This window comes from Allohoeflea poritis, assembly GCF_027889715.1.
GTDB lineage: Bacteria > Pseudomonadota > Alphaproteobacteria > Rhizobiales > Rhizobiaceae > Hoeflea_A > Hoeflea_A poritis.
Genome location: NZ_JAPJZH010000001.1, coordinates 420,187 through 445,503 on the forward strand (window position 1 = coordinate 420,187; position 25,317 = coordinate 445,503).

Below are 25,317 nucleotides of genomic sequence, written 5' to 3' on the forward strand. Positions count from 1 at the left end.
CGAACGGGTTACCCCGCGATGATCTTCACATATTTGCCGAACACCCATCCGGTCGAGCCGGGTCCGTCATAGGGTCTGTTGCCGCGGATTGGCGAACAGGAGATGTTCGGAGAACCATAGGCGACGCCGAACCAGCCATTGTTCTCGTCGAAAATCCAAACCTCGTCGTCCGTATGGATCTTGTCGAGCATGCGGTGCCCGGTCCCGGGCCCTGCCCGCACCGCCAGGAAATTGTCGCCATTCGGATCAAGGCCGGTGACGGCGCCGAGGCTGCAGGTGTCGAGGTCCCCGTCCGACCACATCATGACGGGCACATCCAGTTCATCGCCGGCAACCGCAAATCCTGCGGCAAGTGCGCCAGTGGCAAGCAGCAAACCACAAAGCAATTTCTTCATCTGTCTGCCTCCTCAGAATTTTTCCTGTTTTATCACAATGGGGATCAGATGCCGCTTCCTGCCGAGCATACGAGGATCGGAATCTTGCGCCACGTGTCCCTAGGGCGACACCGGATTGCGGGCGTCGGCAAGGATGCGCCCGCCAATGGCGATGAAACACACGCCGGCGGCGCGCTCTATCCAGTGCCGGGCGTTCTGAAACCGCCGCATCACCGGCGCCGAAGACATGAAGAGGCTGACCAGCGCGTACCATAGCAACGCACTGAAAAAGACAAGCGCAATCATCGCCATCATCAGCCAGGCCGGCGTGGCAGCGGTAACGGCGGTTGCGAAGACGCTGGCAAACAAAACGATCGCCTTCGGATTGGTCAGCGTGACGAGGAAACCGAACAGGAACGGGCTACCCTTTTTCCTCTCCAGGCCTTCGGAAACATCGATGGTTTCGGGTTTCGCAAACAGCAATCTCAGGCCGAGCCAGGCAAGATAGCAGCCACCCAATATCCTGACGGTCCAGGCAAGCCACTGGTAATCCACGAGAATGGCTGAAAGCCCCATCAGGCTTAGCGTTGCGTAGAATGCGAGTCCTGTCGATACGCCCAATGTCGTCATCAGACCCGCGCCCGTTCCGTGCGTCATCGACGAACGCACCACGGCAATGAAATCCGGCCCCGGCAGCACCAGCGCCGGCAGGAAGATCGCGAAAACCGCCGCCAGAACCAGCCACTCACCCATCACTGCATTCTCCCATCGCCAGGCAATTTGCACCGCCTGTGAAGATAAGGCTATCCTCATTTTTCCAAAGCGGGCAAGGCCCCGACCAGAAACCGCGGAGTGTCGCATGAGCAGGAAATCGAAATCCGATCACGAGGTTGTCGACGCGGCGCTCAATCTTGACGGAAATCCGGAGACCATCCGGGACTTCTACGACACCTGGGCACACAAATATGACGATGATGTCGTCGACATCGCCTATGCGGGGCCGCGCATCGTCGCCGACCTTGTCGACAGGCACGCGGACCGCCTGCAGGCGGCGAGCCGCGATGCATTGCGGGTCCTTGACGCAGGTTGCGGCACGGGCCTTTCGGGAGAAGCCCTTTTCAAGAAGGGGTTTCAGGACATTCACGGCTTCGATCTGTCGCCGGAAATGGCGCAGCGTGCGGAAAAACGCGGCTGCTACAGAAGCGCCACAGGCGGCGTTGACATGATGACGGCAGACAAGCGCTATGAACGCAAATCGTTCGACGCGATCATATCCGTGGGCGTGTTCACGCTCGGCCATGTGCCGCCGGAAGCGCTCGAAATCCTGCTGAACCTCGTTAAGCCCGGCGGCCTGATCGCCCTGTCGACGCGTGTGCAGTATTTCGAGGAATCCAACTACCGCGACGTCGTTGGCAAGCTTATCGCCGCGGGCCGCATGCAGTTGCTCGAGCAGGTTGAAGACGCGCACTATACAAGCGACGGCGCTGGCCACTTCTGGGCCTATCAGGCGGCGCTTTAGGAATGCCGCTTCGAGCAAACGCCGGTAATCCGATCTGGCCTGTTGTTCGTAATGCAGAGGCGAACCGACCACGGGAGCCTTTGCCGCGATGTATGTCACACCTATTTTTGCCGGCGGCCTGACCCTGTTTTACGTGTATCTGGCCGTCCGCGTGATCACGACCCGCAGAACCGCGCGAGTGGGGCTTGGTGACGGCGGCGATACACAAATGCTGCGAGCCATCCGGGTCCATGCGAACTTCGCCGAATACGTGCCGCTCGGACTGCTGCTGATGGCCCTGGCGGAGCTGCAATCGGCACCGCCATGGATCGCCGCAATCATCGGCCTGATCCTCGCCGCCGGCCGGCTGATCCACGCCTATGGCGTGAGCCGGCAACCGGAGGTTCCGGGCTCGCGGACGCTCGGCATGGGCCTGACCTTCACCGCCCTGATCATTGCGGCCATGCTCAATCTGGTCCTCGGCCTCTATCAGTCCCTGTGAAGGGAACGGATCACCAAGCCGTCGCCATGATCCGGTATTCACCGGTGCATTGCGGGTTGTAGTGGCGAACGGCCGCGTAATGGGTGCCGGGCCGAAGTCGGGCAGCGATGCGTGAGTTCTGACCGGTTGTACGCGAGCAATCCCACGGATGCGCTTGCCGAACTGACCTGTTTCAAAGGCGCGCTGGTTTTTTGGGGGCGCTGCGCATAAATTGTGCAAGGCGGTGATTTTGCACAATCGCTGACCAGAGTGGCGGCTGAAAACCGCCCATTCCCTCGATATATCAGCTTTCTTTCATCTGGCACGCTGCTTGCTTTTCTAATTTCGTGCAGCGCGCCTAGGGTTCCGGTTTCGCATCGAAACGCTGGTCCGAGAGGCGCAAGCCGGCAAGAAGCCGGTGACACGGCGGGCCAAAATCCCGGGAGACAACTGCACAGGTTTGCGCACGCAAACCTCCTCCCGGTCGTGCGCAAATCCTTCATCAACCAACCGTTTCGCAAGAAGCGGTGGCCGCCACGCCGGCGGCTTGAAAAAGGAAAGGCGCAAAACCGATGTTAAAGAGACTGTTCCGTTGCCTGTGCGTGGCTTCTGTCGTGGCGCTGCCGCTTGCGCAGACCCCTGCCCTTGCCGAGGAGAAATCCGACTTCAAGGTCTGCTGGTCCATCTATGTCGGCTGGATGCCCTGGGGCTACCTGCAGGACAGCGGCATCATGAAGAAATGGGCGGACAAGTACGGCATCAATGTCGAAATCGTACAGATCAACGACTATGTCGAATCCATCAACCAGTATACCGCGGGCGCGTATGACGGCTGTTCCATGACCAATATGGACGCCCTGTCGATCCCGGCCGGCGGCGGCGTCGAAACGACCGCGCTGATTGTCGGCGACTACTCGAACGGCAATGACGGTATCGTCTTGAAAGACAAATCGGCACTTGCCGACATCAAGGGCCAGAACGTCAACCTCGTCGAACTGTCCGTATCCCACTATCTGCTTGCGCGCGCGCTCGACAGCGTCGGCCTTTCCGAAAAGGACGTGACCGTTGTCAACACGTCGGATGCCGACATGGTCGCCGCCTACGCGACAGCGGATGTCACATCCGTGGTGACCTGGAATCCGCTGCTTTCCGAGATCGCCGCACAGCCGAACGCCAATCCTGTGTTCGACAGTTCCGGCATTCCCGGCGAGATCATCGACATCATGATGGTGAATACCGAAACGCTCAAGGACAACCCGGCCTTCGGCAAGGCGCTTGTCGGCGCCTGGTACGAAGTGCTCGAACTGATGGCTTCAGGCACAGCCGAGGGCAAGAAGGCGCTTGAGGAAATGGCGGCAGCTTCAGGCACGGATCTGGCCGGATACGAGGCGCAGCTCGGCACGACCAGGATGTTCTACACACCGGCCGATGCGGTTGCGTTCACAAAGTCTGCGGACCTTCCGAAGACGATGAAGTTCGTTGCCGAGTTCCTGTTCGACAAGGGCATCCTCGGCGAAGGAGCGCCAAGTCCGGAATTCGTTGGCGTCGCATTCCCCGACGGCAGCACCTATGGCGACACCAACAATGTGAAGCTGCGTTTCGACACGAGCTACATGCAAATGGCCGCTGAAGGCGCGATGTAACGGTCAATCGCAGTTGCCCGCCGGTCCGGCCGGCGGGCAGCGCTCAACAAGGCGTGCCACCTATGCGCATCATCAATCGAAACCCCTCCCGGCTGACCAATTTCTACCTCGGCCTGCTTCCTTTCGCAGTGACCGCGGCGGCCTATATGATCGCCAGCCACTACCGGCGGCTGGACAATCCGTCGGACAAGTTGCTGCCCTCGATCGGTGATATGGGCGCTAGCTTCTATCGCATGGCATTCGTGCCGGACCGCCGCTCCGGCGACTTGCTTTTATGGATCGACACAGCCGACAGCCTCTGGCGTCTCGGGTTCGGCATGGCGCTTGCTACGCTGTTCGCGCTGAGCATCGGACTTATGATCGGCTTCATTCCGCACGCACGAAGCGCGCTCGCTCCCTATATTGCGACGTTTTCACTGATCCCGCCGGTCACGGTGCTGCCCATATTGTTCATAATTTTCGGACTCGGCGAGGCCGCCAAGATCGCCCTCATCGTTATCGGCACCGCTCCGGTGATGACCCGGGCGACCGCGCAGGCGGTGATGGATATTCCGCGCGAACTGATCATCAAGGCCGAAACGCTCGGCGCCAGCGTCCTGCAGATGCTGTTCCGTGTGGTACTGCCACAAACGCTGCCGCGCCTGATCACATCGCTTCGGCTGGCGCTGGCGCCGGCCTGGATCTTCCTGATATCGGCCGAAGCCATCGCTTCGACGACCGGGCTCGGCTATCGGATATTCCTCGTCCGCCGCTACCTGGCGATGGATATCATCCTGCCTTACGTCGTCTGGATCACATTGCTCGCTTTCATCATCGACCGGCTGCTGCGGTGGCTTTCCCGCCGCGCCTTCCCCTGGGATCACCTGGAAGGAGACAGCCTGTGAGCGATGTCCTGATCTCCGTCAGAAACGTGTCAAAGGCATATGGCGAAACGCTGGTTCTTGAGCGGGTCAATCTCGATGTCGAATCCGAAACGTTCTGCACCATCGTCGGGGCGTCGGGCTGCGGCAAGTCCACCTTCCTGCGCATGCTGCTGTCGCAGGAGCGGCCGACGGGTGGGACGATCAAGATCGCCAATGAGCCGATCGCCGATGAGCCGACACCGGACCGGGGCATCGTCTTTCAACGCTATTCCGTATTCTCCCATCTGACGGTGGAAGGGAATCTTCTTCTGGCTACGGAGTTCCAGCATGCCCCACTCACCGGGCGCCTTATGGGCAAGGCCCGTGCATCGGCTCTCGAAGCGATTGAAGACACGCTTGAAAAAATCGGCCTGTCGTCCGCGAGAAAGCGCTATCCCGCGCAACTTTCCGGCGGCATGCAGCAGCGCCTCGCGATCGCCCAGGCGCTTCTGAAAAAACCGAAGATCCTGCTTCTCGACGAGCCTTTCGGCGCGCTCGACCCGGGTATCCGTTCGGATATGCACGCGCTTCTCAGGCAGCTCTGGAAGGAGTTGGGCATGACCATATTCATGGTGACCCACGACATCCATGAAGCCTTCAAACTCGGAACGCGCATGCTCGTTTTCGACAAGGTGCGCCACGACCCGCATCAGCCGGACGCCTTCGGAGCAACAATCACCTACGACCTTTCCCTCAAGGACGACAACACCAACGCGCCGGAAGCCGATGAGCTGTTTCCGGCGCGGCCGGACCAAACCAAAGGACCCCTCACATGAAAGACCTGTTTGCATCCAGACCGGACCGCATCACCAAGCATGCCGGCATAAGCTCGAAAACGCCCATTCAACGCAATCACCATCCTGATTTCGACAAGCTGCAGTTGCGCGGCTGGAAATCCGCCGAGGCGGAAGCGAACCTTCCTTCGGCGGCATGGGAAAAGGAAAAGCAGTGGGCGCTGCGCATGGGCCTGACCGGCGCGGAATCGCTGACCGACAAATCCATTCCGACTTTTGCGCGCGGAGAACTGCCGCACTATGCCGGCATCAATACCTTCCTCAAGGCACCCTATATCGAGGATGTCACCAGGGTCGGCGCCTACGACGCGGCGGTCATCGGTATTCCCTTCGATGGCGGCACGACTTACAGGCCCGGCACGCGGTTCGGCCCGCAGGGCGTACGCAAGATCTCGGCGCTCTACACGCCCTACAATTACGAGATGGGTGTCGACCTCCGCGAACAGATGACCCTTTGCGATGTCGGCGATGTCTTCACAATCCCGGCCAATATCGAAAAGACATTCGACCAGATTACCCGCGCCGTCAGCCATGTGGCATCGTCCGGCGCCCTACCCGTCATGATCGGCGGCGACCATTCAATCGGATTTCCCTGCGTACGCGGCATTGCGCAATGCACGTCGAAACGCATCGGCATCGTCCATTTCGACCGGCACATCGATATCCAGGAAAAGGACCTCGACGAGCGCATGCACACGACCCCCTGGTTCCATGCGACCGACCTTGCCAATGTTCCGGCCGTCAATCTGGTCCAGATCGGGATCGGCGGCTGGCAGGTGCCGCGTGAAGGTGTTGAGGTCGCCCGCGAACGCAACACCAACATCTTCACGATGCGCGATGTCGAGGAACTGGGCCTTGCCGAAACGGCAGCGCGTGCTCTCGAGCTGGCATGGAAGGATGCCGATGCGGTCTATATCTCGTTTGACATCGACAGTGTCGATTGCGGCTTCGTGCCGGGCACGGGCTGGCCGGAACCGGGCGGCTTCCTGCCGCGTGAGGCGCTCGAACTCGTCTCGCTGGTTGCAGCCGAGGGGATTTGCGGTCTTGAGGTGGTCGAGGTATCGCCGCCCTATGACCAGTCCGAGATCACCGCGCTGCTTGCAACGCGTGTGATCGTGGACGTGCTGGGTACGCTCGTCTCACACGGCAAGATGGGCGCGCACCGGTCGATCATCGACAAGCCGGTCAGCATTCCGGCCGGCCCGGAGGTGGCATAATCCGATGACAAGGGAACACACACATCACCATCACGGGCCGGGGCACAATCACACCCACCACGATCATCTGCACTCCCATGTGCATGGCGGCGGCGACCAGGAAAGGCTGGAAGAGCTCAAGGTGCTGACAACCGCCTTTCTGGACGGCTTCCGGCGTGCCGAAGACAAGACAAGCTATCTGCGCATTTCCGGCATTCCGTTTCACCGCCGGGGAACCGACGGCCTGAAAATGCACCTTGTCGACGTAAACATCACCTCGAACTGGCAGATCGGCACAGGATCGCCGGCCTTCGGCTCACGGGAACTGGTGTACCTGCCTTATCCCGGCGAAATGGTGAGCGCACGCGAAACCATGACATTCACCTATGTGTCGCTCACGGAGCGCGCCGATATCGATCTCTCCACGATGCTCAAAGACAGAACGCACAAACAGGAAGGATAAATCATGCGTAATTTCTCAAAACATGCAGTGACCGTTTCGACGGTGCTGACCGCGCCGGTGACGGCCTTTGCCCATCCCGGTGGCCATACCGGCTTCGACGCTGCGGGTGCTTTCGCGCACATCGTCTCGTCGCCGTTTCATCTGGCTTTGCTGCTTGTTGCCGTGTCTGTTGCGGGCATCGGCTTCGCACGGTTTGTATTGCCGGCACTGATCCGGAACCGGCGGCGCTGACGCTCACACGCCGAGTTCAACTCCTCTCAACCGGGCGGGCCGGATTGCCGACAACGGTGGCACCGGCCGCGACGTTGCGGGTCACGACGCTGCCCGCCCCGATGATGGCGTTGTCGCCAACCGTGATGCCAGGGAGGACGATCGCGCCGCCACCGATCCAGACATTCTCGCCGATCGTGACCGGCTTCGCGACTTCCAGTCCCGCGGCACGCTCGGCGGCATCCTTGCTGTGTTCGGCGCAGTAAATATGAACGCCCGGCCCCAGCATGGTTCCGGATCCGATGCGTACCGGGGCGGTATCGAGGATGACGCATCCGACGTTCATGTAGACTCCAGTCCCCAGGAAAAGGTTGATTGCGTAAGCACAGTGAAACGGCGCTTCCAGGCGAATGCCCTCGCCCGCCTTGCCGAGCAGCGATTTCAGTTCGGGCGCAATGTCACCGCGTTCCTGCGGGCTCATCATATTGTGATTGTGAACGGCGGCATAGGCACGCTGGCGAAGGCCTTCGAGCTCGTCGTCCACGCAGCAGTACATTTGACCTGCCTGCATTTTTTCCCGTTCCGTCGCCATGAAGCCTCCCGGTTCCCTTCATCACAAATTTCGTCAAGCTTTGCTCTGGGTCAAGAACGCGCCGGCCTTTGTCCTGTAGGAATTTCATCCGAAACCCGAGAAGGCGAATGGACATGGCGAAGATCGCAATCATTCAGGGGCACCCCGATCCGGCGGAAAACCGGCTGTGTCATGCCCTTGGGGAAGCCTATGCGGACGGTGCCCGCGATGCCGGACACGCGGTCACGACCATCGCGGTCGGTCAACTGCAGTTTCCGCTGCTGCGCAGCCAGGCGGAATGGGATACCGGCGCCGACGGCACGCCGGAGGGTCTCCGGGATGCGCAAGGAAACTGCCTCGAAGCGGACCATTTGGTGATCATCTATCCGCTCTGGCTCGGCACCATGCCTGCGCTTCTCAAAGGCTTTCTCGAGCAGGTCCTCCGACCGGGCGTCGTCATGAGCCAGGGCGAGGGTTTTCCAAAGGCACAGCTGAAAGGCAAATCAGCGCGGATCGTCGTCACCATGGGTATGCCCGCGCTGGCCTATCGCTACTATTTCATGGCGCACAGCCTGAAGAGCCTGCAGCGCAATATCCTTGGTTTTGTCGGCATCAAGCCGATCCGCAGCACCCTTTTCGGCATGGTCGAGCAGGCAAGCGACGCCAAGCGGCAAGCCTGGTTCGACAAGATGCGGAAGCTCGGCCGCGCGGCACAATAGATCTCCGGGCGCCGGCTAACCGGCAAGTACGGCGCTCGCTACAGAAAATACGAGCAACAGCGCGAATGTCACGTTGATGGCGCGGCCGGCCCTCGGGTTCTTCAAGGCGGCAGAAAAGGCGGAGCCAAGGGCCAGCCAGGTCGTATTCACCAGAACGATCACAAGGGTGAGTGCGACCAACTTGGCGATCGCGTCGAGAACCGGTTCCGCCGGCACCAGCCCGTAGCCTGAGTAAACCGCGCCGATTGCGGCAAAGGCCTTTGGGTTCGCCACGGCAAGCGCAAGTCCGCCGCGAAATCCGGGCGGCTTGCCCGTCATCCCTTGCTCGGAAATGACCGGGGCGGTGGCGATCCGATAGGCAAGGTACAGAATATAGATTGCGGCAGCGGCTGTTATCAGGTGAACCAGAACCGGGCTGGCAAGCAACAGGCCGGTCACGCCGGTCGCGATCAAAAACAGGACCAATGTCGTTCCGGCGACGATGCCGTAAAGATAAGGCAGACCGCGCCGCGTGCCGAACGCAGCGCCGGTCGCAGCCAGGCTCAGCGTTGCGGGGCCTGGACTGCCCATCAAGGGAATCGCCGCCAGCAAAAGCAGGATCAGTTCGCGCACCGTTGCCTCCGTACGAAATCACGGCGAGAATAACGCCACCGCCACCATGGCGTCTTGAACGATCGTGCAGATGAGCGCAGGACAAAAGCAGAGTGTTTTCAACTTGTTCGCCGGCTCGCCGGGCATCGAGCACGCGCGCGCCTTTTTCCGTGACATCGCGTTTTCGCCCCACCGTCACGACACCTATGCCATTGGCTACACGACGCACGGGGTCCAGACATTCCGGTACCGTGGTACCGGCCACCACGCACGGCCGGGGGACGTGTTCGTTCTTCATCCGGACGAACTGCATGACGGGCGACAGGGAGACAGCGGCGGTTACGGTTATCGCATCGCCTATATCGACCCGCAACGGATCTCCGATGCGCTGGGCGGTGGCGCGCTGCCCTTTGTCTGCGGCGCGGTTTCGGCGGACGGAAAGCTGGAGCGCGCGATCAAGGACTTTTTTCCCGATACGGCCGAAAGCGGAGATCCTCTGTTCGAGGCGGAGGCTCTCACGCATCTCGCCGATGTATTGCGGGAATGTTCGGATTGTGCCCGTCCGTCCTCCGACAAAACCGACAGGCGGCTTATGCGGCAGGTCCGGGATCATCTGCTCGAGATATCGCCGCACACCGTTTCCATGGCCGAACTTGAAAAGGTTCACGGCATCGGCCGGTTCGAACTGGCCAGGCAATTCCGGCGGGCATTCGGTATTTCGCCACACCGGTTTGTGACGCTGCGGCGGCTCGACGTCGCGAAGAGCCATATCAGCGCAGGCAAGCCGCTGGCCGACGCGGCACTTCTGTCCGGTTTTGCGGATCAGAGCCACATGACACGTCAGTTCCGCGGCGCTTTCGGCCTGTCGCCCGGTTTGTGGAGGGCCTTGCAGGCCTAAGCAAGACCAGCCGCTCGGTCACAGCCAGTTGCGCATGTCCTCCGGGCCGAGATATCGGATTTCGGAGCCGTCGCGCCAGCCAAAAGCTGCAAATCCCGGCTCCTTGCCATCGACCGCAGGCGCTCTGACATTGCCGGCGAAGACATGCTGCAATTCCAGCAGCGTGTAGGGCCTTGCCCAGAGCCATTCGCGGTTGGCGACGGCTTCCAGGTCCGGTTCCGGCAGCGGCTCTCCGCTCCAGCAAAAGAAGTAAAGGCAGAAGCCATATTCGGTGACCGGCTGAACCGAGATCAGCCGCATGCCCAGGCGGCCTTCCAGGTCGGCCCGGGCCGCGGCGATGTCATTGATCCGCAGCGTAATGTGCGCCAGCGTCGCCTGCCCGCCAACGGCGTGGCCGGTGCCCACCGCTTTCGCCCTGCCCTCAAAGCCCTGCTGCAGCAGCTCGATGACGAAGCCGGCCGGGTCCGTCATATGGCTCATGTAACCGATGTCGGCGAACTGCCTCGGTTCCGTCACTGCTACGCCCTGCCGCTTCAGGTAAGTCACGGCATGATCGAGATCGCGCAGTGTGATGCCGATCTTCCAGTAAAGATCGTCCGCGCGCGCCGTGTACGTGCCCGGCGTACCGCCCTCGAACTCCAGCAGGCACTGTTTTCGGTCATAGCCGAGCAGCGGCTTTTCGGCGGAACCGAAATCCCGCATGCCCAGAATATCCCTGTAGAAATCGACCAGTTCCTCGGCATTTGCGACCCGGAGACGGTGCCGGGCAAAAGTGCGCAACGAGGGATCAGACATGGCTCAACACCAGGCCGCCGATTGCCGCTATGGCCAGCACCCGCAATATGTCCCAGCGCAGCCGAAGCAGAAGCACGCCCGACAAAAGCGCCAGGACAATGACGCGCCAGTCAAGGGACAACAGTTCCGGCTGCCAAAGGGTCACGGGCCCGTAGCGTTCCGCAGTCACCTGCCTAAAGGCCACATGCAGCGCGAACCAGATCGAAAGGTTGAGAATAACGCCGACGACGGCAGCTGTAATTCCTTCAAGCGCGCCGCGCAGGCGCGGCTGTGCGCCGATCCAGTCGATATAGGGTGCGCCGGCGAATATCCACAGGAAGCACGGCGCGAAGGTCGCCCACAGCGTTACCACCGCGCCGGCAATCCCGAGCGCCAAACCGCCCTGCCCGTACGCGGAAAGGAAACCGACAAATTCGGTGACCAGGATAAGCGGACCCGGCGTTGTTTCAGCAAGGCCGAGCCCGTCCATCATGGCGCCGGCGGAAAGCCAGCCATACTGGTCGACGACATCCTGTGCCATGTAAGCCAGAACCGCGTAGGCGCCGCCGAAGGTCACCACCGCCAGCTTGGAAAAGAAGCGGCCGAGTTCGGCGAGGATCGGTTCACCGGAAAGCGCGCCGACGGCAAGCAGCGGCAACCACCAGATGGCAAGCCACAGAACAATGGTTCGCAAGGTGCCCATGGTCGGCACCCGTCCGCTCATCGCTTCTGTGTCATCGGCCTCGTGTGAACCCGCGATGAAACCGTAGAGGGCGGCCGCCAGAATGATCAAGGGAAACGGCAGGCCGAGAAAGAAAATGCCGATGAAGGCAAGCGCCGCGATCACCCAGTGGCGTGGCAGGTGAAGCGCCTTCTTCGCAACGCGCAGCAGCGCCTCCACAACGATCACCAGGACAGCCGCCTTGATGCCGAGAAACAGCGCGCTGACCAGCGGTACGTCGCCGACGAGCGCATAGATCACGGCAAGCGCCAGCATGATGGCCGCGCCCGGAAGGACAAACAGCAGGCCGGCAATCAGGCCGCCGGCAACCCCATGCAGACGCCAGCCGGCATAGGTGGCAAGCTGCATGGCCTCGGGACCGGGCAGCAGCATGCAGAAGCTCAGTGCATTGAGATATTGCCGCTCCGTCAGCCAGTCCTTCTCTTCCACCAGCACCCGATGCATGAGCGCGATCTGCGCCGCCGGTCCGCCGAAGGACAGGATGCCGATACGGGCAAAGGCGGCCGTTACGTCGGCAAGCGACGCGCCGGCCTTGGCAGCACTCCCGGGCATTTCGGACGCCGTCATGAATTCGCTTCCCAGCCAAAGTTGCATCGAGGCTCCGCTCCGTCGGCGTCGGTATCGACGGGCGGCAAAAGATTTCCGCAGGCATCTCTTGCCAGCATTCGCTGGCTATGGCAACATTGGAACATAATGTGAACATTTATACGGTGACCTGCCCATGGAACAGTTTTCGGATTACCTGCCCGGCATTCTGCTGGCCTATTCCGCCTTTCTGCTGGGCATCGCCAGTCCCGGGCCGAATGTACTGGCCATAATCGGCACATCCATGGGTGTCGGTCGCCAGTCCGGCATAGCCCTCGCCTATGGCGTTTCGCTCGGATCGCTTTGCTGGGCGCTGCTGACGGCCTTCGGTCTTTCAGCCATTCTGGCGACCTATGCGTCAGCGCTGTTGGTGATCAAGATCGTCGGCGGGCTTTATCTGCTGTGGCTCGCATACAAATCGTTCCGTGCGGCCGCATCGCACCAGGATATGTCTGCAAGGGCGCTCAATGGCGGCAGCCGCTCGCCGGCAGGCTATTTCGTGCGCGGGTTCACCATCCAGATGACAAATCCGAAAGCGGCACTTGCCTGGATCGCGATCATCTCGCTTGGCCTCGGGCCGGAGGCCCCGCTTTGGGTGGCGTTTGCGATCGTTGCCGGGACAGCCGTTCTTTCGCTGACCTTTCATTTCCTTTACGCGGTTGCCTTTTCAACCCCCTTCATGGTGGCCGTTTACGCACGTGCAAGACGCTGGATACAGGGTGTGCTCGGGACATTCTTCGCCTTTGCCGGATTCAAGCTCCTGCTTGGCCGCAGTTAACCTGACAGGACGATGACGTGCCTGGCGGTCAATACAAGTTCCGGCCGGTTTCCAAGTCGGACTTTCCGATGCTGCGGCGCTGGCTGCAAACACCGGACGTCGCGCAATGGTGGGGCGACCCGGACCATGAACTCGGGCTGATCCGACAGGATCTCGAAGACAGGAGTGTGGTCGGTCTTATCGTTTCATTCGCCGATACTCCGTTCGCCTACGCGCAGCATTACGACGTGCATGACTGGCCGCAGGCGCATATGCGGCACCTGGCGCCTGGAACGCGCGCGGTCGACACCTTTGTGGGCGTGCCCGCCATGCTGGGCGCCGGTCACGGCGCAGCCTACCTGCGAGCGCTTGCGATCAACCTGCTTGAAGACGGTGCCACCGGTGTCGTGATTGACCCTGACGTCAAAAACGCGCGCGCAAGACGCGCGTTTGAGAAAGCGGGTTTCTCGAAGATCGAAGAGCATCAGTCAAAGGATGGAGCGGCCATCGTGATGCACTTCGTTCCGGCTGATGATAACGCCCATTAAGATCTCTTCAGCACACAAGCCTGAAATGCGCGATTCGTCGGCGCCATGAATGGCTTGTTGCGTTGCCATGAATTTCTCGTTTGCAAAATTGCGCCGGCACGGCAAATCTGTTGCCGATCGCATCAGCAAAGATCTATTGGGAGGATGACATGGCCGTGCACAGCCTACATGCCGCAGACGAACATGAGTGGCAGCTTCGCGTGGACCTGGCGGCCGCTTTCCGCCTGGCCGTGCATTTCGACTGGCACGAATCCGTGGGCAATCATTTTTCTGCGGCGGTCAGTGAAGACGGAAAGACATTCCTTTTGAATCCGCGCTGGCAGCATTTCTCGGCAATCCGGGCAAGCGATCTTCTGTTGTTACACGCGGAAGACAAGGAAACGATGGAACGGGAGAATGCGCCCGATCCATCCGCCTGGTGCATTCACGGCTCGGTCCACGCGGCGGTCCCGCATGCACGGGTGCTGTTGCACTGTCACCCGCCTTACGCGACCGCGTTGTGCGGCCTGAAGGATCCGTCGCTCAAGCCGATCGACCAGAACACGGCGCGGTTCTTCAACCGTTGCGCTATCGACCTCGACTTCGGCGGCATGGCCGACGAGGCCGAAGAAGGGCGGCGCATTGCTCGCGCCTTCGGAAACCACAGCATCATGATGATGGGCAATCACGGCGTTTCGGTTGCCGGCGAGACCGTGGCGAAGGCCTTCGAGGATCTTTATTTCCTCGAACGTGCCGCAAAGACGATGGTGCTTGCCTATTCAACGGGTCAGCCGCTCAACGTGATGGATGATACCCTCGCGGAAAAGACCGCCGCGGCATGGGACGATTATGCCGGCGCGGCCGACGCCCATTTCGAGCAGCTCAAACAAATGCTCGACCGCACCGATCCTACTTACAGGGACTGAGTGCACTGGCGCTGCTCTGCAACCGATCCAACCAAATCTTCATCGGCAAATGGCCGACGGCTGTTTCGATGCGCCGGTCCGCGACGCATTTGCCATCGGCACGCGATGACCGCAGGATTCGTCCGCTGAGGATTTGAGGCGGGACGATTGCTCCTCCGGCTGATAACGGGTCGGAGCTGTCGCATCAGGAAATACGCACCGCTTTATTATTGACAATGATTATCGTGGATATAATTTATCCACGATATGGAGATTTGCGATGAAGATGAGTGACGGGGTTGAATGGGCCATACACTGCGTCATGCTGTTGGGAGCCTTACCACCATCGGCAACGCTCTCAGGAAAAGCGCTCGCGGAGTTTCACGGCATTCCGGAAAGTTACCTGCTCAAGCATCTCAAGATGCTGGTTACCAACGGGATACTGGAATCCGTACCGGGCCCGCGCGGCGGCTACCGGTTGGCGCGGCAGACCAAGGACATCACCCTGCTCGACATCGTCCAGGCGGTGGACGGCAAGCGCCCGGCCTTCCGCTGCACTGAAATCAGGCGACGTGGGCCGTGCGCCCTCGGCGATGGCGCCTATCCGCGCTGCTGCGGCGTCAACCGTGCGATGATGCGGGCGGAACAGGCCTATCGCGATGCGCTGGCCGAGGCGACGATGAAGGACATCACAGACGAGTTCATGGCCAATGCCGACCCCAGAATCGTTCCGCTCGGCGAAAACTGGCTTGAAGAAAATACAAGGACACCGAAATCATGATCGTCTTTGTCACCGGAGCCACGGGGGTTCTCGGCCGGCCCGTCATTCATCGGCTGGTCCAGAACGGCCACCAGGTGCGCGCGCTCTGCAGATCGCAATCGAACCTTTCGGTGCTGCAAAGCGCAGGTGCCATCCCCCTGGATGCGGACCTTTTCGACCCGGTCTCGCTGGGCTCTGCCGTCCAGGATTGTGACACCATTCTTCATCTTGCCACGCGCATACCAACTGCTTCGGAACTAAAAAATCAGGCTTTGTGGGCCGAGAACGACCGAATCCGAAGCGACGGGATGAAAAATCTGATCGCGGCCGCCGAAAACACCGGAAGCGTCAAGGCAATCGTCTATCCCAGCATTTCGTTCTTCTACGGCGACGCCGGAGCCGACTGGATTTCGGCGGACAGTGCCGACTGCGCTCCCTGCGGCGTTCTTCAATCGACACTCGATGCGGAGGCACAGGTCAAGTCATTTGCGGATGACCGCACCGACAGACGCGGTATCGTGCTGCGTTTCGGCGCGTTCTACGGGCCCTCTTCACCCGACAGCGTTCAAGTAATCGAGATGGCACGCAAAGGCCTTGCCATGTCGATTGCCGCGGCGCCGAGCTACAAGTCCATGATCTGGATCGATGACGCTGCGGCCGCCGTGGTGGAAGCAGCCGAGAACGCGCCGAGCGGCACCTATGATGTTGTGGAAGATGATCCAAGCACACAACACGAAGCCATCGACGCGCTTGCTGCCGCGGTCGGAAGAAAACGGCTGGTTCGCCTCCCGCGTTTCCTGCTGCGGCTTGCCGTACCGCCGGAACTGCGCGGAATACTCTCCCGCAGCCAACGGATTTCCAATGCGCGGTTCCGGGAGGTTACGGGCTGGCGACCGGAGGTTCCGTCACAGCGCGAGGGCTGGCGACGCATGGTGATGGCCGCTGAAACGACGAAATAGGCGGGTGCGGATAAAGGCAATTGCCAGCGCTCAATATAGTTGTATTATACAACTAACATGACAGCACCAAACACACAATCGGGAAGTGAAATAGAAGTGATCCGCTCGGCGTCACGTACGCTGGTGCGCGAACTCGGCTTCATGAACCGGAACCTTGCCGAAAGCGATCTCTCCGCGTCCGGCGTTCACGCGCTGCTCGAGATCGAACAAGGCCGTTGCGTCACCGCAAAACAGCTCTGCGAGAGCTTGCTGCTGGAGAAGTCGACGGTGAGCCGCCTTGTACGAAAACTCGTCGGCCGCGGTGAAATCTCCGAGGTTGAGGCGCCGTACGATGGCCGGGCAAAGGTGCTCCAGTTGACCGATAGAGGCCGAAAAACCCTGATCGACATCCATCGCCACGCAACGAACCGGGTAATCGGAGCGCTCGACCCGCTTGAAACACGCGGCCGCAGAACGATCATCGACGGCCTGACTGCATATGCCGATGCGCTGCAACGGGCACGATTGGACGGGAAAAACAGAGACGCGGACTGGGCGTGCGATATCATCGCGGGATACCAGCCGGGCTTAGTCGGCCACATCTCAAAAATGCACAGCCTCGCCTATCACGAGCTGGAAGGCTTCGGTGCGTCATTCGAGGCGAAGGTCGCCGCAGGCCTTGCAGAATTCACAACACGTCTTGCCAACCCGAAGAACCAGGTCTGGACGGCGCAATCGGCAGGGCACGTGCTTGGATCGATCGCCATTGACGGGGAGAGTCTCGGCGAAAACACCGCGCATTTGCGCTGGTTCCTGGTCGACAGAGCCGGCCGTGGAAGCGGCATCGGCAAACGCCTTCTCGATGCGGCCCTGGAGCATTGCGACCTGCACGATTTCGATGCAATCAGATTGTGGACCTTCAAGGGCCTCGATGCGGCCCGTCATCTCTACGAACGGAACGGTTTCATTCTCGAGCAGGAATATTCCGGCAATCAGTGGGGAACACAGGTGACCGAGCAGATCTTTGTGCAACGGCGGTAACGCGCGCCAGCCGAACACTCTTCCACCTTGGCGGTTTACGCTCACCGCTCCATAATGAAGTCTTTGAATACCGCAAAATTGCGATAACGGGGGCGATATGAAGCGACACATCAAAGGTCTTCATCACATCACATCGCTGGCGAGCGATGCCCTGCAGAACAACGGTTTCTTCACGCAGGTTCTCGGCCTTCGCCGTATCAAGAAGACGGTGAATTTCGACAGGCCCGAAGTTTATCATCTCTACTATGGCGATGCGGTGGGAACGCCCGGCGCGGTGATGACCTATTTCCCGATTCCGGACATCAAACGCGCGCATGCCGGAACGGGGGAAGTCGGAACCACCGTCTTTGCGGTGCCGGAGGGCTCGCTGCCCTATTGGCAGGACCGGCTGGAGGGTCTGGGCCTGGATGGTCTGACCGAGGCGGTCCGTTTCGGCGAAAGGCGACTCGGTTTTCGCGGCCCGGATGGCGACGGTTTTGCGCTGGTTGAACAGCCGGGCGACAACCGCATCCCGTGGGAAGGCTCCGATGTGTCAGCGGACGACGCGATCCGGGGTTTCCATTCCGCCACGTTGCGGCTGGCCGAGCCCGGTCCGATGGCCGAGTTGTTGACGCTCATGGGCTACGCGCCAGCTGAGAGTGAAGGCAACAACCAGCGCTTCAGACTGGCCGATGGCAACGGAGCGGATATCATTGACATTTCGGCAATGCCCGGTGCGGAGCCCGCTGTCGAAGGGGCCGGCTCGGTGCACCACATCGCCTTTGCGGTTGATAACCGCGAACAGCAACTGGAGGTGCGTGAGGCTTTTGTCGATGCGGGCTACTCGGTGACGCCGGTGATCGACCGGGACTATTTCTGGGCCATCTATTTCCGCACTCCCGGCGGCGTTCTGTTCGAAATCGCCACTGCTGAACCGGGCTTTGACAGGGATGAGGAACGTGACCATCTCGGCGAAGCGCTCAAACTGCCCCAACAACATGCGCATCTTCGCGAAACGCTTGAACGCGACCTGCCGCCCATTATCGATTAGCATGTTGTTTGCAAAGAATATTATTTTTTACCGCAGCCATCGTAAAACTGCGTTACAAGTGCAGAAACGATGGGAGGCGATTGAGAAGCATGATGCATCGATTGCAGGTGTGCATACTGCTACTGGCGACATGGGCTCTGTGCGCGCCGGCGCTGTCTGACTCGGCAACGCTGTATGAGGGTCCCCTGCCCGTCAAGATCAAAGACAAATCCCTGGAACTTCCGGTCGTTCTGAGCGGCCAGACGGCAGCGGGTGATGATGACATGCTGTTGCTGCAAGTCGCGGCAAGAACGCAGGACCTTGCGCCGATCCTGAAGGAACAGCTTCAGTCGCTCGCCGACGATAATATCAGCGCCTGCGAGTTGCGCATCAAAGTGCCGGAGGCGGCTGTCGGCGCGAACGGCCAGCTTCTCGTTCTGGCGGCGACCGTCAGCGCCGAAGCCTGGGTCTGCACCTCATTTTTGAAAACGCGTCTCGGGTCCGAAACGGCCACGATCACTGCTGGTGTTACGCCCGAGATTCGGGACGGTCGCCTTTACCTGGAGCCCGACACGCTGACGATTGACGGCATCGGCGACCTGATCGCGTCGATCGGCGGCGACCGCGTGATGCAGAACCTCTATTTTCAGGCGGTGGACCGTTTCAACAAGGACCCGAAGCTGACGGCATTGCCCGAGAAGCTGTCAACGGCCGGTTTTGCCTACCAGTCGGTGGGGGTCGAAGCCGCCAGTCCCCAGCGGCTGACCGTTACGATCGCCGGCCCCAACGATCTCGCCAATCTGGCGAAAATTATAGCGGGCATCCAGTGATGGAGCGAACCGGAGCGTGGATGCCATAGCCACCCGTTTCCGCATCACATTACCCGCACGACAATCTGACGGCGATGTCATTTGACATCTGCGACGCTTTGGTGTCGCCTTGGATTCGAAATTTACGAGGGTGGACAAGAGTTTCGGGCACGCGCTGCTGGCGGCAGCATGCTCCGGGCCACAGGGAGAAGAGACCGTGAAGAACACGATCCTTTCCGCTTTTCTTGGCGCGTCGGTCGCCGTCTTTGCGGCGGTGTCGGTTCAGGCGCAGAATTCAGAGGCACAATCCGAGGATGAATCGACCACTGTCGAGCAAGTCATCCGCAAGACCGGCATTAATGAGCGAAGCGGCTCGCCGGAGTGGTATCTGGCGATGCAAACGCGGCTATATGTGCCGGAGACAGGCACGGGCGCGGACGCAAGGCGCCTTGAGCAGATCGCGCTGTGGTACGAAGAACGTGACTATGAGCCATTGTGGATCCGCAACGGCAAGGCGACCAATGACGCGAAGGAAGTGGTTTTTGCGCTGCTGAATGCCCATGAAGACGGGCTGATTCCGTCGCGATACGCGGCCGACCGGATCTTTCCCAAGCTGCAGCAGGATGCGGAAACCGGCCTCGCCGATTTCGAGGTTTCGCTTTCCAATGCCGTGACACAATACGGTCAGCATTTGCGCAGCGGCCGTGTCAGCCCAAACGACGTCAACCGTGAACTTATTCTGTACCCGAAAGAGATTTCCGCGGATGTGCTGCTTCAGCGCGTGGCCGACGCTGCCGACCCGATGGATGCGCTACGCGGTTTTGCGCCCGGAACCGACCGCTATGACCGGATGAAGGATCATCTGATGCATCTGATCGTCGTGCGCGCGACGGGCGGGTGGACAAGCGTTCCGGAGGGCCAGACATTGAAGCCCGGCATGAGCGATCCGCGCGTGGCGGACCTGCGCCAGCGGCTGATGGAATCCAAGGACCTCGAAGAAAGCGCGCATACGGGCGACGTCTATGACGGGGCGCTTGTCGAAGCTCTGGAGCGCTTCCAGTTCCGTATGGGACTTGAGACCGACGGTGTCGTGGGTCCGGCGACGCTTGAGCAACTCAACACGACGGTCGATCAGCGTATCCGGCAAGTGGAACTCAATCTCGAACGCCGGCGCTGGATGCAGGCCGACTTCGGCGAGACCTATATCTTCGTCAACCTGGCCGATCAGGTGGTCAAATATGTCCAGGACGAGAAAACCGTCCATGCGGCGGTGACGCAGGTCGGCAAACCCTATCACCGAACGCCCGTCTTTACCGACGAGATGGAATATCTGGAATTCAATCCTTACTGGAACGTACCCTATTCCATCGCCACGAAGGAATATCTGCCGAAACTCAAGGCCAATCCCTACGCGCTCGCGTCACAGAACATCCATGTCCTGGCCAACGGCAAACGCATCGATCCCGGAGGCGTCGCCTGGAGCCGCTATTCGCGGTCCAGTTTTCCGTTCCGTCTGCGCCAGGAACCGGGGCCGAAAAATGCGCTCGGCCGCGTCAAATTCATGTTCCCCAACCAGTTCAACATCTACATCCACGACACGCCCTCGAAATCGAACTTCGATCGGGCTTCGCGTTACTTCAGCCATGGCTGTATCCGCGTCGAGGATCCGATGAAGCTGGCGGAAGTCATTCTCCAGGCGCAGGGCATGTCGCGCCCGGAAATCGATGCCATCGTCAATTCCGGCAAGCGGCGGGTCGTGCGGCTTGAGACCCCGCTTCCGGTCCACGTCGTCTATCTGACGGCCTGGGTCAACAAGGACGGATCGGTGCACTATCGCCGCGATGTCTACGGGCGCGACGAAATCCTGTCTGCAGCGCTCGGCGTTGAACCGGTGATACGGTGATCGTGTAAACGGGATCGAGTACGTCACTGTTGTCTGAAACCGGCCACGTGATCGCGCGGCAGAGTTCAACTTTCGGTTTTATTTATTCCTGAATTTGCGTACACTTCAACCGCTCATTTGATGGGAAAGAGGTTGGTCATGCGCATCTGTGTTTTGCTCATTGTGGCATTTCTCTGGACGTTCGGTGCATTCGCAGATGAGATACCGGGCACCCAGTTTTCCCACGGCGCCTGGCGCGGCGCGGGATATGTCAGCGCATCCAGCGGACGATTCACACATTGCGCGATCGCTGCCGAATATGTAACCGGCGACACACTTTTTATGTCGGTAAACTCCGACGCCACGATCTCCATTGCCGTTGCGAATTCCGCGTTTCAATTCAAGGAGGGCGAGACGTTTCCTCTAACCCTGACAGTAGACCGGCGGAAGAGTTTTGCCGGTCGCGCGGTCGCCGAGGATACGGACATGTTTGTCATTCATCTGGGTGATTTTGAAGAACTCTTCACTGCGCTGAAACGCGGCAATCGATTGTATGTCACCGGCGATACCGTCCAGGGACGGTACAGCCTGCGTGGAACAAGCAGAGCCCTGGACAAGACCTTGAACTGTGCCTCCGAAAATCTGCAGCACGCAAGCAAGCCACCGAGCGTCGCAAGCCAGTACGACCGATCGTTGCTCTATCAGATAGCAACCGGAATGATAGCAGAGACAGGCGTGACTGATTTCGTCTTTCTGTCGGAAAAGGAAGTCGACGGATTGGGCGCTGAAAATGCGGTCGTCTGGAAATCTTCATCAGCCGGCCTCATCGGCAGTGTATTTCTGAGTTCCACAGTTGAAGGACAGGCCCTCAGGGATAATGATTCCATCGATATTGAGGAACTGACCCGGCAATGCTCCGGCGATGTCATATCCGGCACGCGTGCGATTGAGAGCGCCGAGCTTCCAACACGGGAATTAAGGGTTATCTGCGCCGAAAAGGATGTATCGATCGAAACAATCGCATCCAAAACAATGCTTGATGGCGTGATCCTGTATACGACACTGGCCTTCATCGACACAGAACGGCGGGAAGCGATGGAGGGCCAGAACCGCCGTGAAATCAGCGATGATATCCGTCTGCGTGCAGCGTCGTTCATATTACCGGACGCACAATAGAAGCGGCGACCCCGAAATCCCGCATTTTTGCACCCAAAATAATGGTTGCCCCCGCAATCAGTCAGCGTGGCGTCTGTTGCAAAACTATTTTTGACATGATTGACCGGCAATAGGCGTACGACATCCCTACTTCGGAAACACGCGATGAACCGAATGTACTTCTTCTTGTTATTCCTCCTGGCGATCGTTCCACCGGCATTCGGCGACGACGCCTATCCGGTTGTCGATCATCCCGATTTGGAGGCCCTGTTCGCCGAACAGAATGTTGCGGGTGCGTTCGTGCTTCTCGATCCTGTCACCGGCGCGGTGCATGCCGTCAATCCGTCAAGGATCGAAGAGCGCCGCATTCCCGCATCGACGTTCAAGATCGCCAACAGCCTGATCGCTCTGGAAACCGGCGCCGTCCGCGACGAGGATGAGGTCATCCCCTATGGCGGCGAGCCGCAGCCGATCAAGGCCTGGGAGCGGGACATGGACATGCGGGAAGCCATCAGGGTTTCGAACGTTCCCGTGTTTCAGGAACTTGCCAATCGCATCGGCGGCGAGGCCTATGCGGAATGGCTCAAGCGGTTCGACTACGGAAACCGCGCGACTGCCGACAATGCCAAAGCCTTCTGGCTTCGCGGCCCGCTTGCCATCAGCCCGCAAGAACAGATTGCGTTCGTCGCCCGCCTGGCCGCCGGAACGCTGCCGGCCTCGCAAGAGAACCAGGATACGGTCCGGGACATGCTTCTGATCGAACGGCGCGGACCGGCCTCGCTTTACGGAAAGTCCGGCTGGAGCGTATCGGCGGAACCGCAAATCGGATGGTGGGTCGGATGGGTCGAGAAGGATGGTGCGGCCTTCGTCTTCGCGCTGACGATCGACATGGAAGGCCGCAAGGACGCCGACAAGCGGGAAATCCTCATGCGCGCGCTGCTGAAGGAACTGGGTGTCTATGGCTGATCAGCGCATGCGAGGTTGCATACCGGATGGCATTTGAAGCGAAACCGCCGCCCCCGCGGCCTTGACCGGTTTCGCCCCGACACGCTATGGCCGCAGCATATCTCGCTTGCAGCACCGATTCGTCGACAAACGACCCCTTTGCCTGGAGACCTTGAGCCGTGCGCATGGCAGTCCGGCCTGACCGGCAATCATTGCTGATCCTGATGCTTGTCTTCATGGGCGGGCTGAGCGCATCCTCGCTGGTGCCCATGATGAGCCTGTTCATCGTCGAGGGGCTGGGCAGAGAACCCTGGCATGTAAGCATCTATTCCGGCATCGTCATCGCACTGACGATGACCGTCAACCGGTTGTTCGGCGAGCGCATCGATCGCGGAACCAATGTGCGGCAGCTTCTGCTTGTCTCAATCGTCTGCTTTCTGGCCGGAACGACAAGCCTCGCCTTCGTCCAGTCCTATGTCCTGCTGGTGACCGGCGGAGCGCTCTTTCTCGGCCTGTCCAATGCAGCGCTGTCGACGACCTTCACCTATGGGCGGCTGCACGCGGAACAGTCGGGGCTGGACACGACGATCTTCAATTCCTGGCTGCGGATCGCCGCCTCCCTTGCCTGGATGATCGGTCCGGCGCTCTCCTTCACGATCATAGGGATCTGGGGTTTCCAGACCACGTTCATTGTCTCTGCCATCCTGGGACTTGTCTGGCTCGCGGTCTGGAATTTCGCGGTGCCGAAGGATTTCCGCTCGCCGCCGCGCCAGGCAAAAACCGAAAAAGGCGGCCTCGGTTCGGATCGTTTGCTGCTGATCGCGGCGGCGGCGTGCCTGTTCTTCTCGCTGACCAATTCTCTTTACATCATGGCGATGCCGTTGTTTTTCGTACAGGAAGTCGGCCTGCCCTACTACGCGCCCGGCCTTTCCTTCTCGACCAAGTGCTTTGTCGAAGTGCCGGCGATCTTCGCGGCCGGCCTGCTTGCAAAGCGCATCGGCGAACGCAACGTCCTGTACATCGCTGCCATCATAGCCGTGGCGACATTCATGGCGATTTCGGAAATCAGAACAGTGCCGCAAATGATTGCGATCGCCGCCTTCGAGGGCCTGTATTACGGCCTGTTTGCCGGTGTCGGCATCACATTCGTCCAGAGTTTTTCCGGCGGGCGGACAGGCAGGGCGACTTCGATGTATGTCAACAGCCTGTTTCTCGGCGGTGCCATTGGCGGCATCTCGATGGGTTTCGTGGCGACCGGCTTCGACTACCGGGCCGTTGTCTTCGTCAGCGCCGGCTTTGCGTTTTGCGCACTCCTAACCCTTTTTGCCACACGCGGAGCGGATTCCCGCCGCGATGCCACCGTCACCGGCACGCGTTGACTGAGATGGTCGCGCATCCGATGCGGGGCGCCTGCCACATTTGACCTGCGTTCCCTATCCGCTAATTGTTTGGTTCCGATGATGGCATCATGACGGGGAGAAGCGCATGCGCATTCGTGACGATTTTGCAAGCCGGGCGGTGGTGCTGCCGGAAGACTACGAATGGGTGCATTCGCCTGCAAACGGCGTCGATCGGATGATGCTCGACCGCATTGGCGATGAGGTGGCCCGGGCAACAACCATTGTGCGTTTTGCCCCCAGCTCCTATTTCGACGCGCACACCCATGGCGGCGGCGAGGAATATCTGGTTCTGGACGGCGTGTTTTCCGACGAGAGCGGCGACTACGGAGCCGGGAGCTATGTGCGCAATCCGATCGGCACCAGCCACAAGCCGCATACCGAAAATGGCTGCACCATATTCGTCAAGCTGCACCAGTTCGATGAAGCGGACCAAGAGCAAAAACTCGTGGACACGGGCAGTGCCGACTTCCAGCCCGGCCCTGCAGAAGGCATCTCCGTTCTTCCGCTGCACCAGGTGCCCGGCGAGACCGTCGCGCTGTGGCGTTTCGAGCCCGGTTCAAGCGCCGGTCTGCACCAGCATCCGGGCGGCGAGGAAATCCTCGTGCTGGAAGGCACACTGCAGGACGAACACGGCAGCTATCCGGCCGGAAGCTGGATCAGGAACCCGCATCTGTCCGAGCATACGCCGTTTTCCGACGAAGGCTGCCTGATTTACATGAAAAGCGGACATCTGGCTCCCTCCTGACCG

At 60.1% G+C, this 25,317-nt stretch carries 29 protein-coding genes and 1 riboswitch; of the genes, 23 read left to right on the plus strand and 6 right to left on the minus strand.

The window, feature by feature from the left end; genetic code table 11:
* Positions 1-8: 8 nt before the first annotated feature.
* Positions 9-395: an SH3 domain-containing protein gene (locus OOZ53_RS02130; protein WP_271087647.1), complete on the minus strand. Its 387-nt coding sequence runs from the start codon at positions 393-395 to the stop codon at positions 9-11.
* 99 nt (positions 396-494) lie between these two features.
* Entirely contained in the window at positions 495-1,127 is a 633-nt protein-coding gene (locus OOZ53_RS02135) for a LysE family translocator (RefSeq protein ID WP_271087648.1), read from the minus strand.
* A gap of 106 nt (positions 1,128-1,233) precedes the next feature.
* Here OOZ53_RS02135 and OOZ53_RS02140 point away from each other — a divergent pair, with 106 nt between their 5' ends.
* The 8 genes from OOZ53_RS02140 to OOZ53_RS02175 all read left to right on the plus strand — a co-directional run bounded on the left by OOZ53_RS02140 (position 1,234) and on the right by OOZ53_RS02175 (position 7,582).
* The gene (locus OOZ53_RS02140; protein WP_271087649.1) at positions 1,234-1,893 is read left to right on the plus strand and encodes a class I SAM-dependent DNA methyltransferase; all 660 of its coding nucleotides are present in this window, start codon (positions 1,234-1,236) and stop codon (positions 1,891-1,893) included.
* Positions 1,894-1,981: 88 nt separating this feature from the next.
* Positions 1,982-2,374: an MAPEG family protein gene (locus OOZ53_RS02145; protein ID WP_271087650.1), complete on the plus strand. Its 393-nt coding sequence runs from the start codon at positions 1,982-1,984 to the stop codon at positions 2,372-2,374.
* Between the two features lie 326 nt (positions 2,375-2,700).
* Positions 2,701-2,801: riboswitch (guanidine-I (ykkC/yxkD leader) on the plus strand.
* A gap of 124 nt (positions 2,802-2,925) precedes the next feature.
* On the plus strand, positions 2,926-3,996 hold the full coding sequence (locus OOZ53_RS02150) for a putative urea ABC transporter substrate-binding protein (protein WP_271087651.1): 1,071 nt from the start codon (positions 2,926-2,928) through the stop codon (positions 3,994-3,996).
* Positions 3,997-4,058: 62 nt separating this feature from the next.
* Positions 4,059-4,880: an ABC transporter permease gene (locus OOZ53_RS02155; protein WP_271087652.1), complete on the plus strand. Its 822-nt coding sequence runs from the start codon at positions 4,059-4,061 to the stop codon at positions 4,878-4,880.
* Complete coding sequence (locus OOZ53_RS02160; protein WP_271087653.1) at positions 4,877-5,674, plus strand: ATP-binding cassette domain-containing protein; 798 nt, start codon at positions 4,877-4,879, stop codon at positions 5,672-5,674. The genes OOZ53_RS02155 and OOZ53_RS02160 overlap by 4 nt, the downstream gene beginning before the upstream one ends.
* On the plus strand, positions 5,671-6,909 hold the full coding sequence (speB, locus tag OOZ53_RS02165; RefSeq protein ID WP_271087654.1) for an agmatinase: 1,239 nt from the start codon (positions 5,671-5,673) through the stop codon (positions 6,907-6,909). Before OOZ53_RS02160 ends, speB begins: the two co-directional genes overlap by 4 nt.
* A 4-nt stretch (positions 6,910-6,913) precedes the next feature.
* Positions 6,914-7,351, plus strand: a complete 438-nt coding sequence (locus tag OOZ53_RS02170; RefSeq protein WP_271087655.1) for a hypothetical protein — start codon at positions 6,914-6,916, stop codon at positions 7,349-7,351.
* 3 nt (positions 7,352-7,354) lie between these two features.
* Positions 7,355-7,582 carry a hypothetical protein gene (locus OOZ53_RS02175; RefSeq protein WP_271087656.1) on the plus strand — a complete coding sequence of 76 codons (228 nt, stop codon included), beginning with the start codon at positions 7,355-7,357 and terminating at the stop codon, positions 7,580-7,582.
* 16 nt (positions 7,583-7,598) lie between these two features.
* Here the strand turns inward: OOZ53_RS02175 and OOZ53_RS02180 are convergent, their stop codons facing one another.
* Complete coding sequence (locus OOZ53_RS02180) at positions 7,599-8,153, minus strand: sugar O-acetyltransferase (protein ID WP_271087657.1); 555 nt, start codon at positions 8,151-8,153, stop codon at positions 7,599-7,601.
* A gap of 113 nt (positions 8,154-8,266) precedes the next feature.
* On the opposite strand from OOZ53_RS02180, the gene OOZ53_RS02185 reads away from it, so the two are divergent.
* Positions 8,267-8,851 (plus strand): NAD(P)H-dependent oxidoreductase, encoded by a 585-nt coding sequence (locus tag OOZ53_RS02185; protein ID WP_271087658.1) that lies wholly within the window; start codon positions 8,267-8,269, stop codon positions 8,849-8,851.
* 15 nt (positions 8,852-8,866) lie between these two features.
* Here OOZ53_RS02185 and OOZ53_RS02190 read toward each other — a convergent pair whose 3' ends face one another.
* Complete coding sequence (locus OOZ53_RS02190) at positions 8,867-9,463, minus strand: LysE family translocator (RefSeq protein WP_271087659.1); 597 nt, start codon at positions 9,461-9,463, stop codon at positions 8,867-8,869.
* A gap of 70 nt (positions 9,464-9,533) precedes the next feature.
* On the opposite strand from OOZ53_RS02190, the gene OOZ53_RS02195 reads away from it, so the two are divergent.
* The gene (locus OOZ53_RS02195; RefSeq protein ID WP_271087660.1) at positions 9,534-10,340 is read left to right on the plus strand and encodes an AraC family transcriptional regulator; all 807 of its coding nucleotides are present in this window, start codon (positions 9,534-9,536) and stop codon (positions 10,338-10,340) included.
* An 18-nt stretch (positions 10,341-10,358) separates the two neighbouring features.
* Here the strand turns inward: OOZ53_RS02195 and OOZ53_RS02200 are convergent, their stop codons facing one another.
* Both OOZ53_RS02200 and chrA read right to left on the minus strand, forming a co-directional pair.
* Entirely contained in the window at positions 10,359-11,135 is a 777-nt protein-coding gene (locus tag OOZ53_RS02200; RefSeq protein WP_271087661.1) for a VOC family protein, read from the minus strand.
* A complete protein-coding gene (gene chrA, locus OOZ53_RS02205) occupies positions 11,128-12,423 on the minus strand; it encodes a chromate efflux transporter (protein ID WP_271087662.1) in 1,296 nt (431 codons plus the stop codon). Before chrA ends, OOZ53_RS02200 begins: the two co-directional genes overlap by 8 nt.
* 154 nt (positions 12,424-12,577) lie before the next feature.
* Between chrA and OOZ53_RS02210 the strand changes: the two genes are divergently transcribed.
* The 13 genes from OOZ53_RS02210 (at position 12,578) to OOZ53_RS02270 (ending at position 25,314) form a co-directional block, all read left to right on the plus strand.
* Complete coding sequence (locus OOZ53_RS02210; protein ID WP_271087663.1) at positions 12,578-13,219, plus strand: LysE family translocator; 642 nt, start codon at positions 12,578-12,580, stop codon at positions 13,217-13,219.
* 17 nt (positions 13,220-13,236) lie between these two features.
* The gene (locus OOZ53_RS02215; protein WP_271087664.1) at positions 13,237-13,746 is read left to right on the plus strand and encodes a GNAT family N-acetyltransferase; all 510 of its coding nucleotides are present in this window, start codon (positions 13,237-13,239) and stop codon (positions 13,744-13,746) included.
* 149 nt (positions 13,747-13,895) lie between these two features.
* A complete protein-coding gene (locus OOZ53_RS02220) occupies positions 13,896-14,651 on the plus strand; it encodes a class II aldolase/adducin family protein (RefSeq protein ID WP_271087665.1) in 756 nt (251 codons plus the stop codon).
* A 259-nt stretch (positions 14,652-14,910) separates the two neighbouring features.
* On the plus strand, positions 14,911-15,411 hold the full coding sequence (locus OOZ53_RS02225; RefSeq protein ID WP_271087666.1) for an RrF2 family transcriptional regulator: 501 nt from the start codon (positions 14,911-14,913) through the stop codon (positions 15,409-15,411).
* Positions 15,408-16,349, plus strand: coding sequence for an NAD-dependent epimerase/dehydratase family protein (locus OOZ53_RS02230; RefSeq protein ID WP_271087667.1), 942 nt, complete (start codon positions 15,408-15,410; stop codon positions 16,347-16,349). The genes OOZ53_RS02225 and OOZ53_RS02230 overlap by 4 nt, the downstream gene beginning before the upstream one ends.
* 96 nt (positions 16,350-16,445) lie before the next feature.
* Positions 16,446-17,369: a bifunctional helix-turn-helix transcriptional regulator/GNAT family N-acetyltransferase gene (locus OOZ53_RS02235; protein WP_271087668.1), complete on the plus strand. Its 924-nt coding sequence runs from the start codon at positions 16,446-16,448 to the stop codon at positions 17,367-17,369.
* 97 nt (positions 17,370-17,466) lie between these two features.
* The gene (locus tag OOZ53_RS02240; RefSeq protein ID WP_271087669.1) at positions 17,467-18,399 is read left to right on the plus strand and encodes a VOC family protein; all 933 of its coding nucleotides are present in this window, start codon (positions 17,467-17,469) and stop codon (positions 18,397-18,399) included.
* 89 nt (positions 18,400-18,488) lie between these two features.
* On the plus strand, positions 18,489-19,208 hold the full coding sequence (locus tag OOZ53_RS02245; protein WP_271087670.1) for a hypothetical protein: 720 nt from the start codon (positions 18,489-18,491) through the stop codon (positions 19,206-19,208).
* Positions 19,209-19,404: 196 nt separating this feature from the next.
* Positions 19,405-21,090, plus strand: coding sequence for a L,D-transpeptidase scaffold domain-containing protein (locus OOZ53_RS02250; RefSeq protein WP_271087671.1), 1,686 nt, complete (start codon positions 19,405-19,407; stop codon positions 21,088-21,090).
* 138 nt (positions 21,091-21,228) lie between these two features.
* On the plus strand, positions 21,229-22,245 hold the full coding sequence (locus OOZ53_RS02255) for a hypothetical protein (protein ID WP_271087672.1): 1,017 nt from the start codon (positions 21,229-21,231) through the stop codon (positions 22,243-22,245).
* Between the two features lie 144 nt (positions 22,246-22,389).
* On the plus strand, positions 22,390-23,190 hold the full coding sequence (blaOXA, locus tag OOZ53_RS02260; RefSeq protein WP_271087673.1) for a class D beta-lactamase: 801 nt from the start codon (positions 22,390-22,392) through the stop codon (positions 23,188-23,190).
* A gap of 164 nt (positions 23,191-23,354) precedes the next feature.
* Positions 23,355-24,548, plus strand: a complete 1,194-nt coding sequence (locus OOZ53_RS02265; protein ID WP_271087674.1) for an MFS transporter — start codon at positions 23,355-23,357, stop codon at positions 24,546-24,548.
* Positions 24,549-24,654: 106 nt separating this feature from the next.
* Positions 24,655-25,314, plus strand: coding sequence for a cupin domain-containing protein (locus OOZ53_RS02270; protein ID WP_271087675.1), 660 nt, complete (start codon positions 24,655-24,657; stop codon positions 25,312-25,314).
* The last annotated feature ends 3 nt before the right edge of the window (positions 25,315-25,317 follow it).

Coding starts and splice junctions, on each gene's coding strand:
- OOZ53_RS02130 (WP_271087647.1), bottom strand. CDS start 395: ATGAAGAAATTGCTTTGTGGTTTGCTGCTTGCCACTGGCGCACTTGCC.
- OOZ53_RS02135 (WP_271087648.1), bottom strand. CDS start 1,127: ATGGGTGAGTGGCTGGTTCTGGCGGCGGTTTTCGCGATCTTCCTGCCG.
- OOZ53_RS02140 (WP_271087649.1), top strand. CDS start 1,234: ATGAGCAGGAAATCGAAATCCGATCACGAGGTTGTCGACGCGGCGCTC.
- OOZ53_RS02145 (WP_271087650.1), top strand. CDS start 1,982: ATGTATGTCACACCTATTTTTGCCGGCGGCCTGACCCTGTTTTACGTG.
- OOZ53_RS02150 (WP_271087651.1), top strand. CDS start 2,926: ATGTTAAAGAGACTGTTCCGTTGCCTGTGCGTGGCTTCTGTCGTGGCG.
- OOZ53_RS02155 (WP_271087652.1), top strand. CDS start 4,059: ATGCGCATCATCAATCGAAACCCCTCCCGGCTGACCAATTTCTACCTC.
- speB (WP_271087654.1), top strand. CDS start 5,671: ATGAAAGACCTGTTTGCATCCAGACCGGACCGCATCACCAAGCATGCC.
- OOZ53_RS02170 (WP_271087655.1), top strand. CDS start 6,914: ATGACAAGGGAACACACACATCACCATCACGGGCCGGGGCACAATCAC.
- OOZ53_RS02175 (WP_271087656.1), top strand. CDS start 7,355: ATGCGTAATTTCTCAAAACATGCAGTGACCGTTTCGACGGTGCTGACC.
- OOZ53_RS02180 (WP_271087657.1), bottom strand. CDS start 8,153: ATGGCGACGGAACGGGAAAAAATGCAGGCAGGTCAAATGTACTGCTGC.
- OOZ53_RS02185 (WP_271087658.1), top strand. CDS start 8,267: ATGGCGAAGATCGCAATCATTCAGGGGCACCCCGATCCGGCGGAAAAC.
- OOZ53_RS02195 (WP_271087660.1), top strand. CDS start 9,534: ATGAGCGCAGGACAAAAGCAGAGTGTTTTCAACTTGTTCGCCGGCTCG.
- OOZ53_RS02200 (WP_271087661.1), bottom strand. CDS start 11,135: ATGTCTGATCCCTCGTTGCGCACTTTTGCCCGGCACCGTCTCCGGGTC.
- chrA (WP_271087662.1), bottom strand. CDS start 12,423: ATGACGGCGTCCGAAATGCCCGGGAGTGCTGCCAAGGCCGGCGCGTCG.
- OOZ53_RS02210 (WP_271087663.1), top strand. CDS start 12,578: ATGGAACAGTTTTCGGATTACCTGCCCGGCATTCTGCTGGCCTATTCC.
- OOZ53_RS02220 (WP_271087665.1), top strand. CDS start 13,896: ATGGCCGTGCACAGCCTACATGCCGCAGACGAACATGAGTGGCAGCTT.
- OOZ53_RS02225 (WP_271087666.1), top strand. CDS start 14,911: ATGAAGATGAGTGACGGGGTTGAATGGGCCATACACTGCGTCATGCTG.
- OOZ53_RS02230 (WP_271087667.1), top strand. CDS start 15,408: ATGATCGTCTTTGTCACCGGAGCCACGGGGGTTCTCGGCCGGCCCGTC.
- OOZ53_RS02240 (WP_271087669.1), top strand. CDS start 17,467: ATGAAGCGACACATCAAAGGTCTTCATCACATCACATCGCTGGCGAGC.
- OOZ53_RS02245 (WP_271087670.1), top strand. CDS start 18,489: ATGATGCATCGATTGCAGGTGTGCATACTGCTACTGGCGACATGGGCT.
- OOZ53_RS02255 (WP_271087672.1), top strand. CDS start 21,229: ATGCGCATCTGTGTTTTGCTCATTGTGGCATTTCTCTGGACGTTCGGT.
- blaOXA (WP_271087673.1), top strand. CDS start 22,390: ATGAACCGAATGTACTTCTTCTTGTTATTCCTCCTGGCGATCGTTCCA.
- OOZ53_RS02265 (WP_271087674.1), top strand. CDS start 23,355: ATGGCAGTCCGGCCTGACCGGCAATCATTGCTGATCCTGATGCTTGTC.
- OOZ53_RS02270 (WP_271087675.1), top strand. CDS start 24,655: ATGCGCATTCGTGACGATTTTGCAAGCCGGGCGGTGGTGCTGCCGGAA.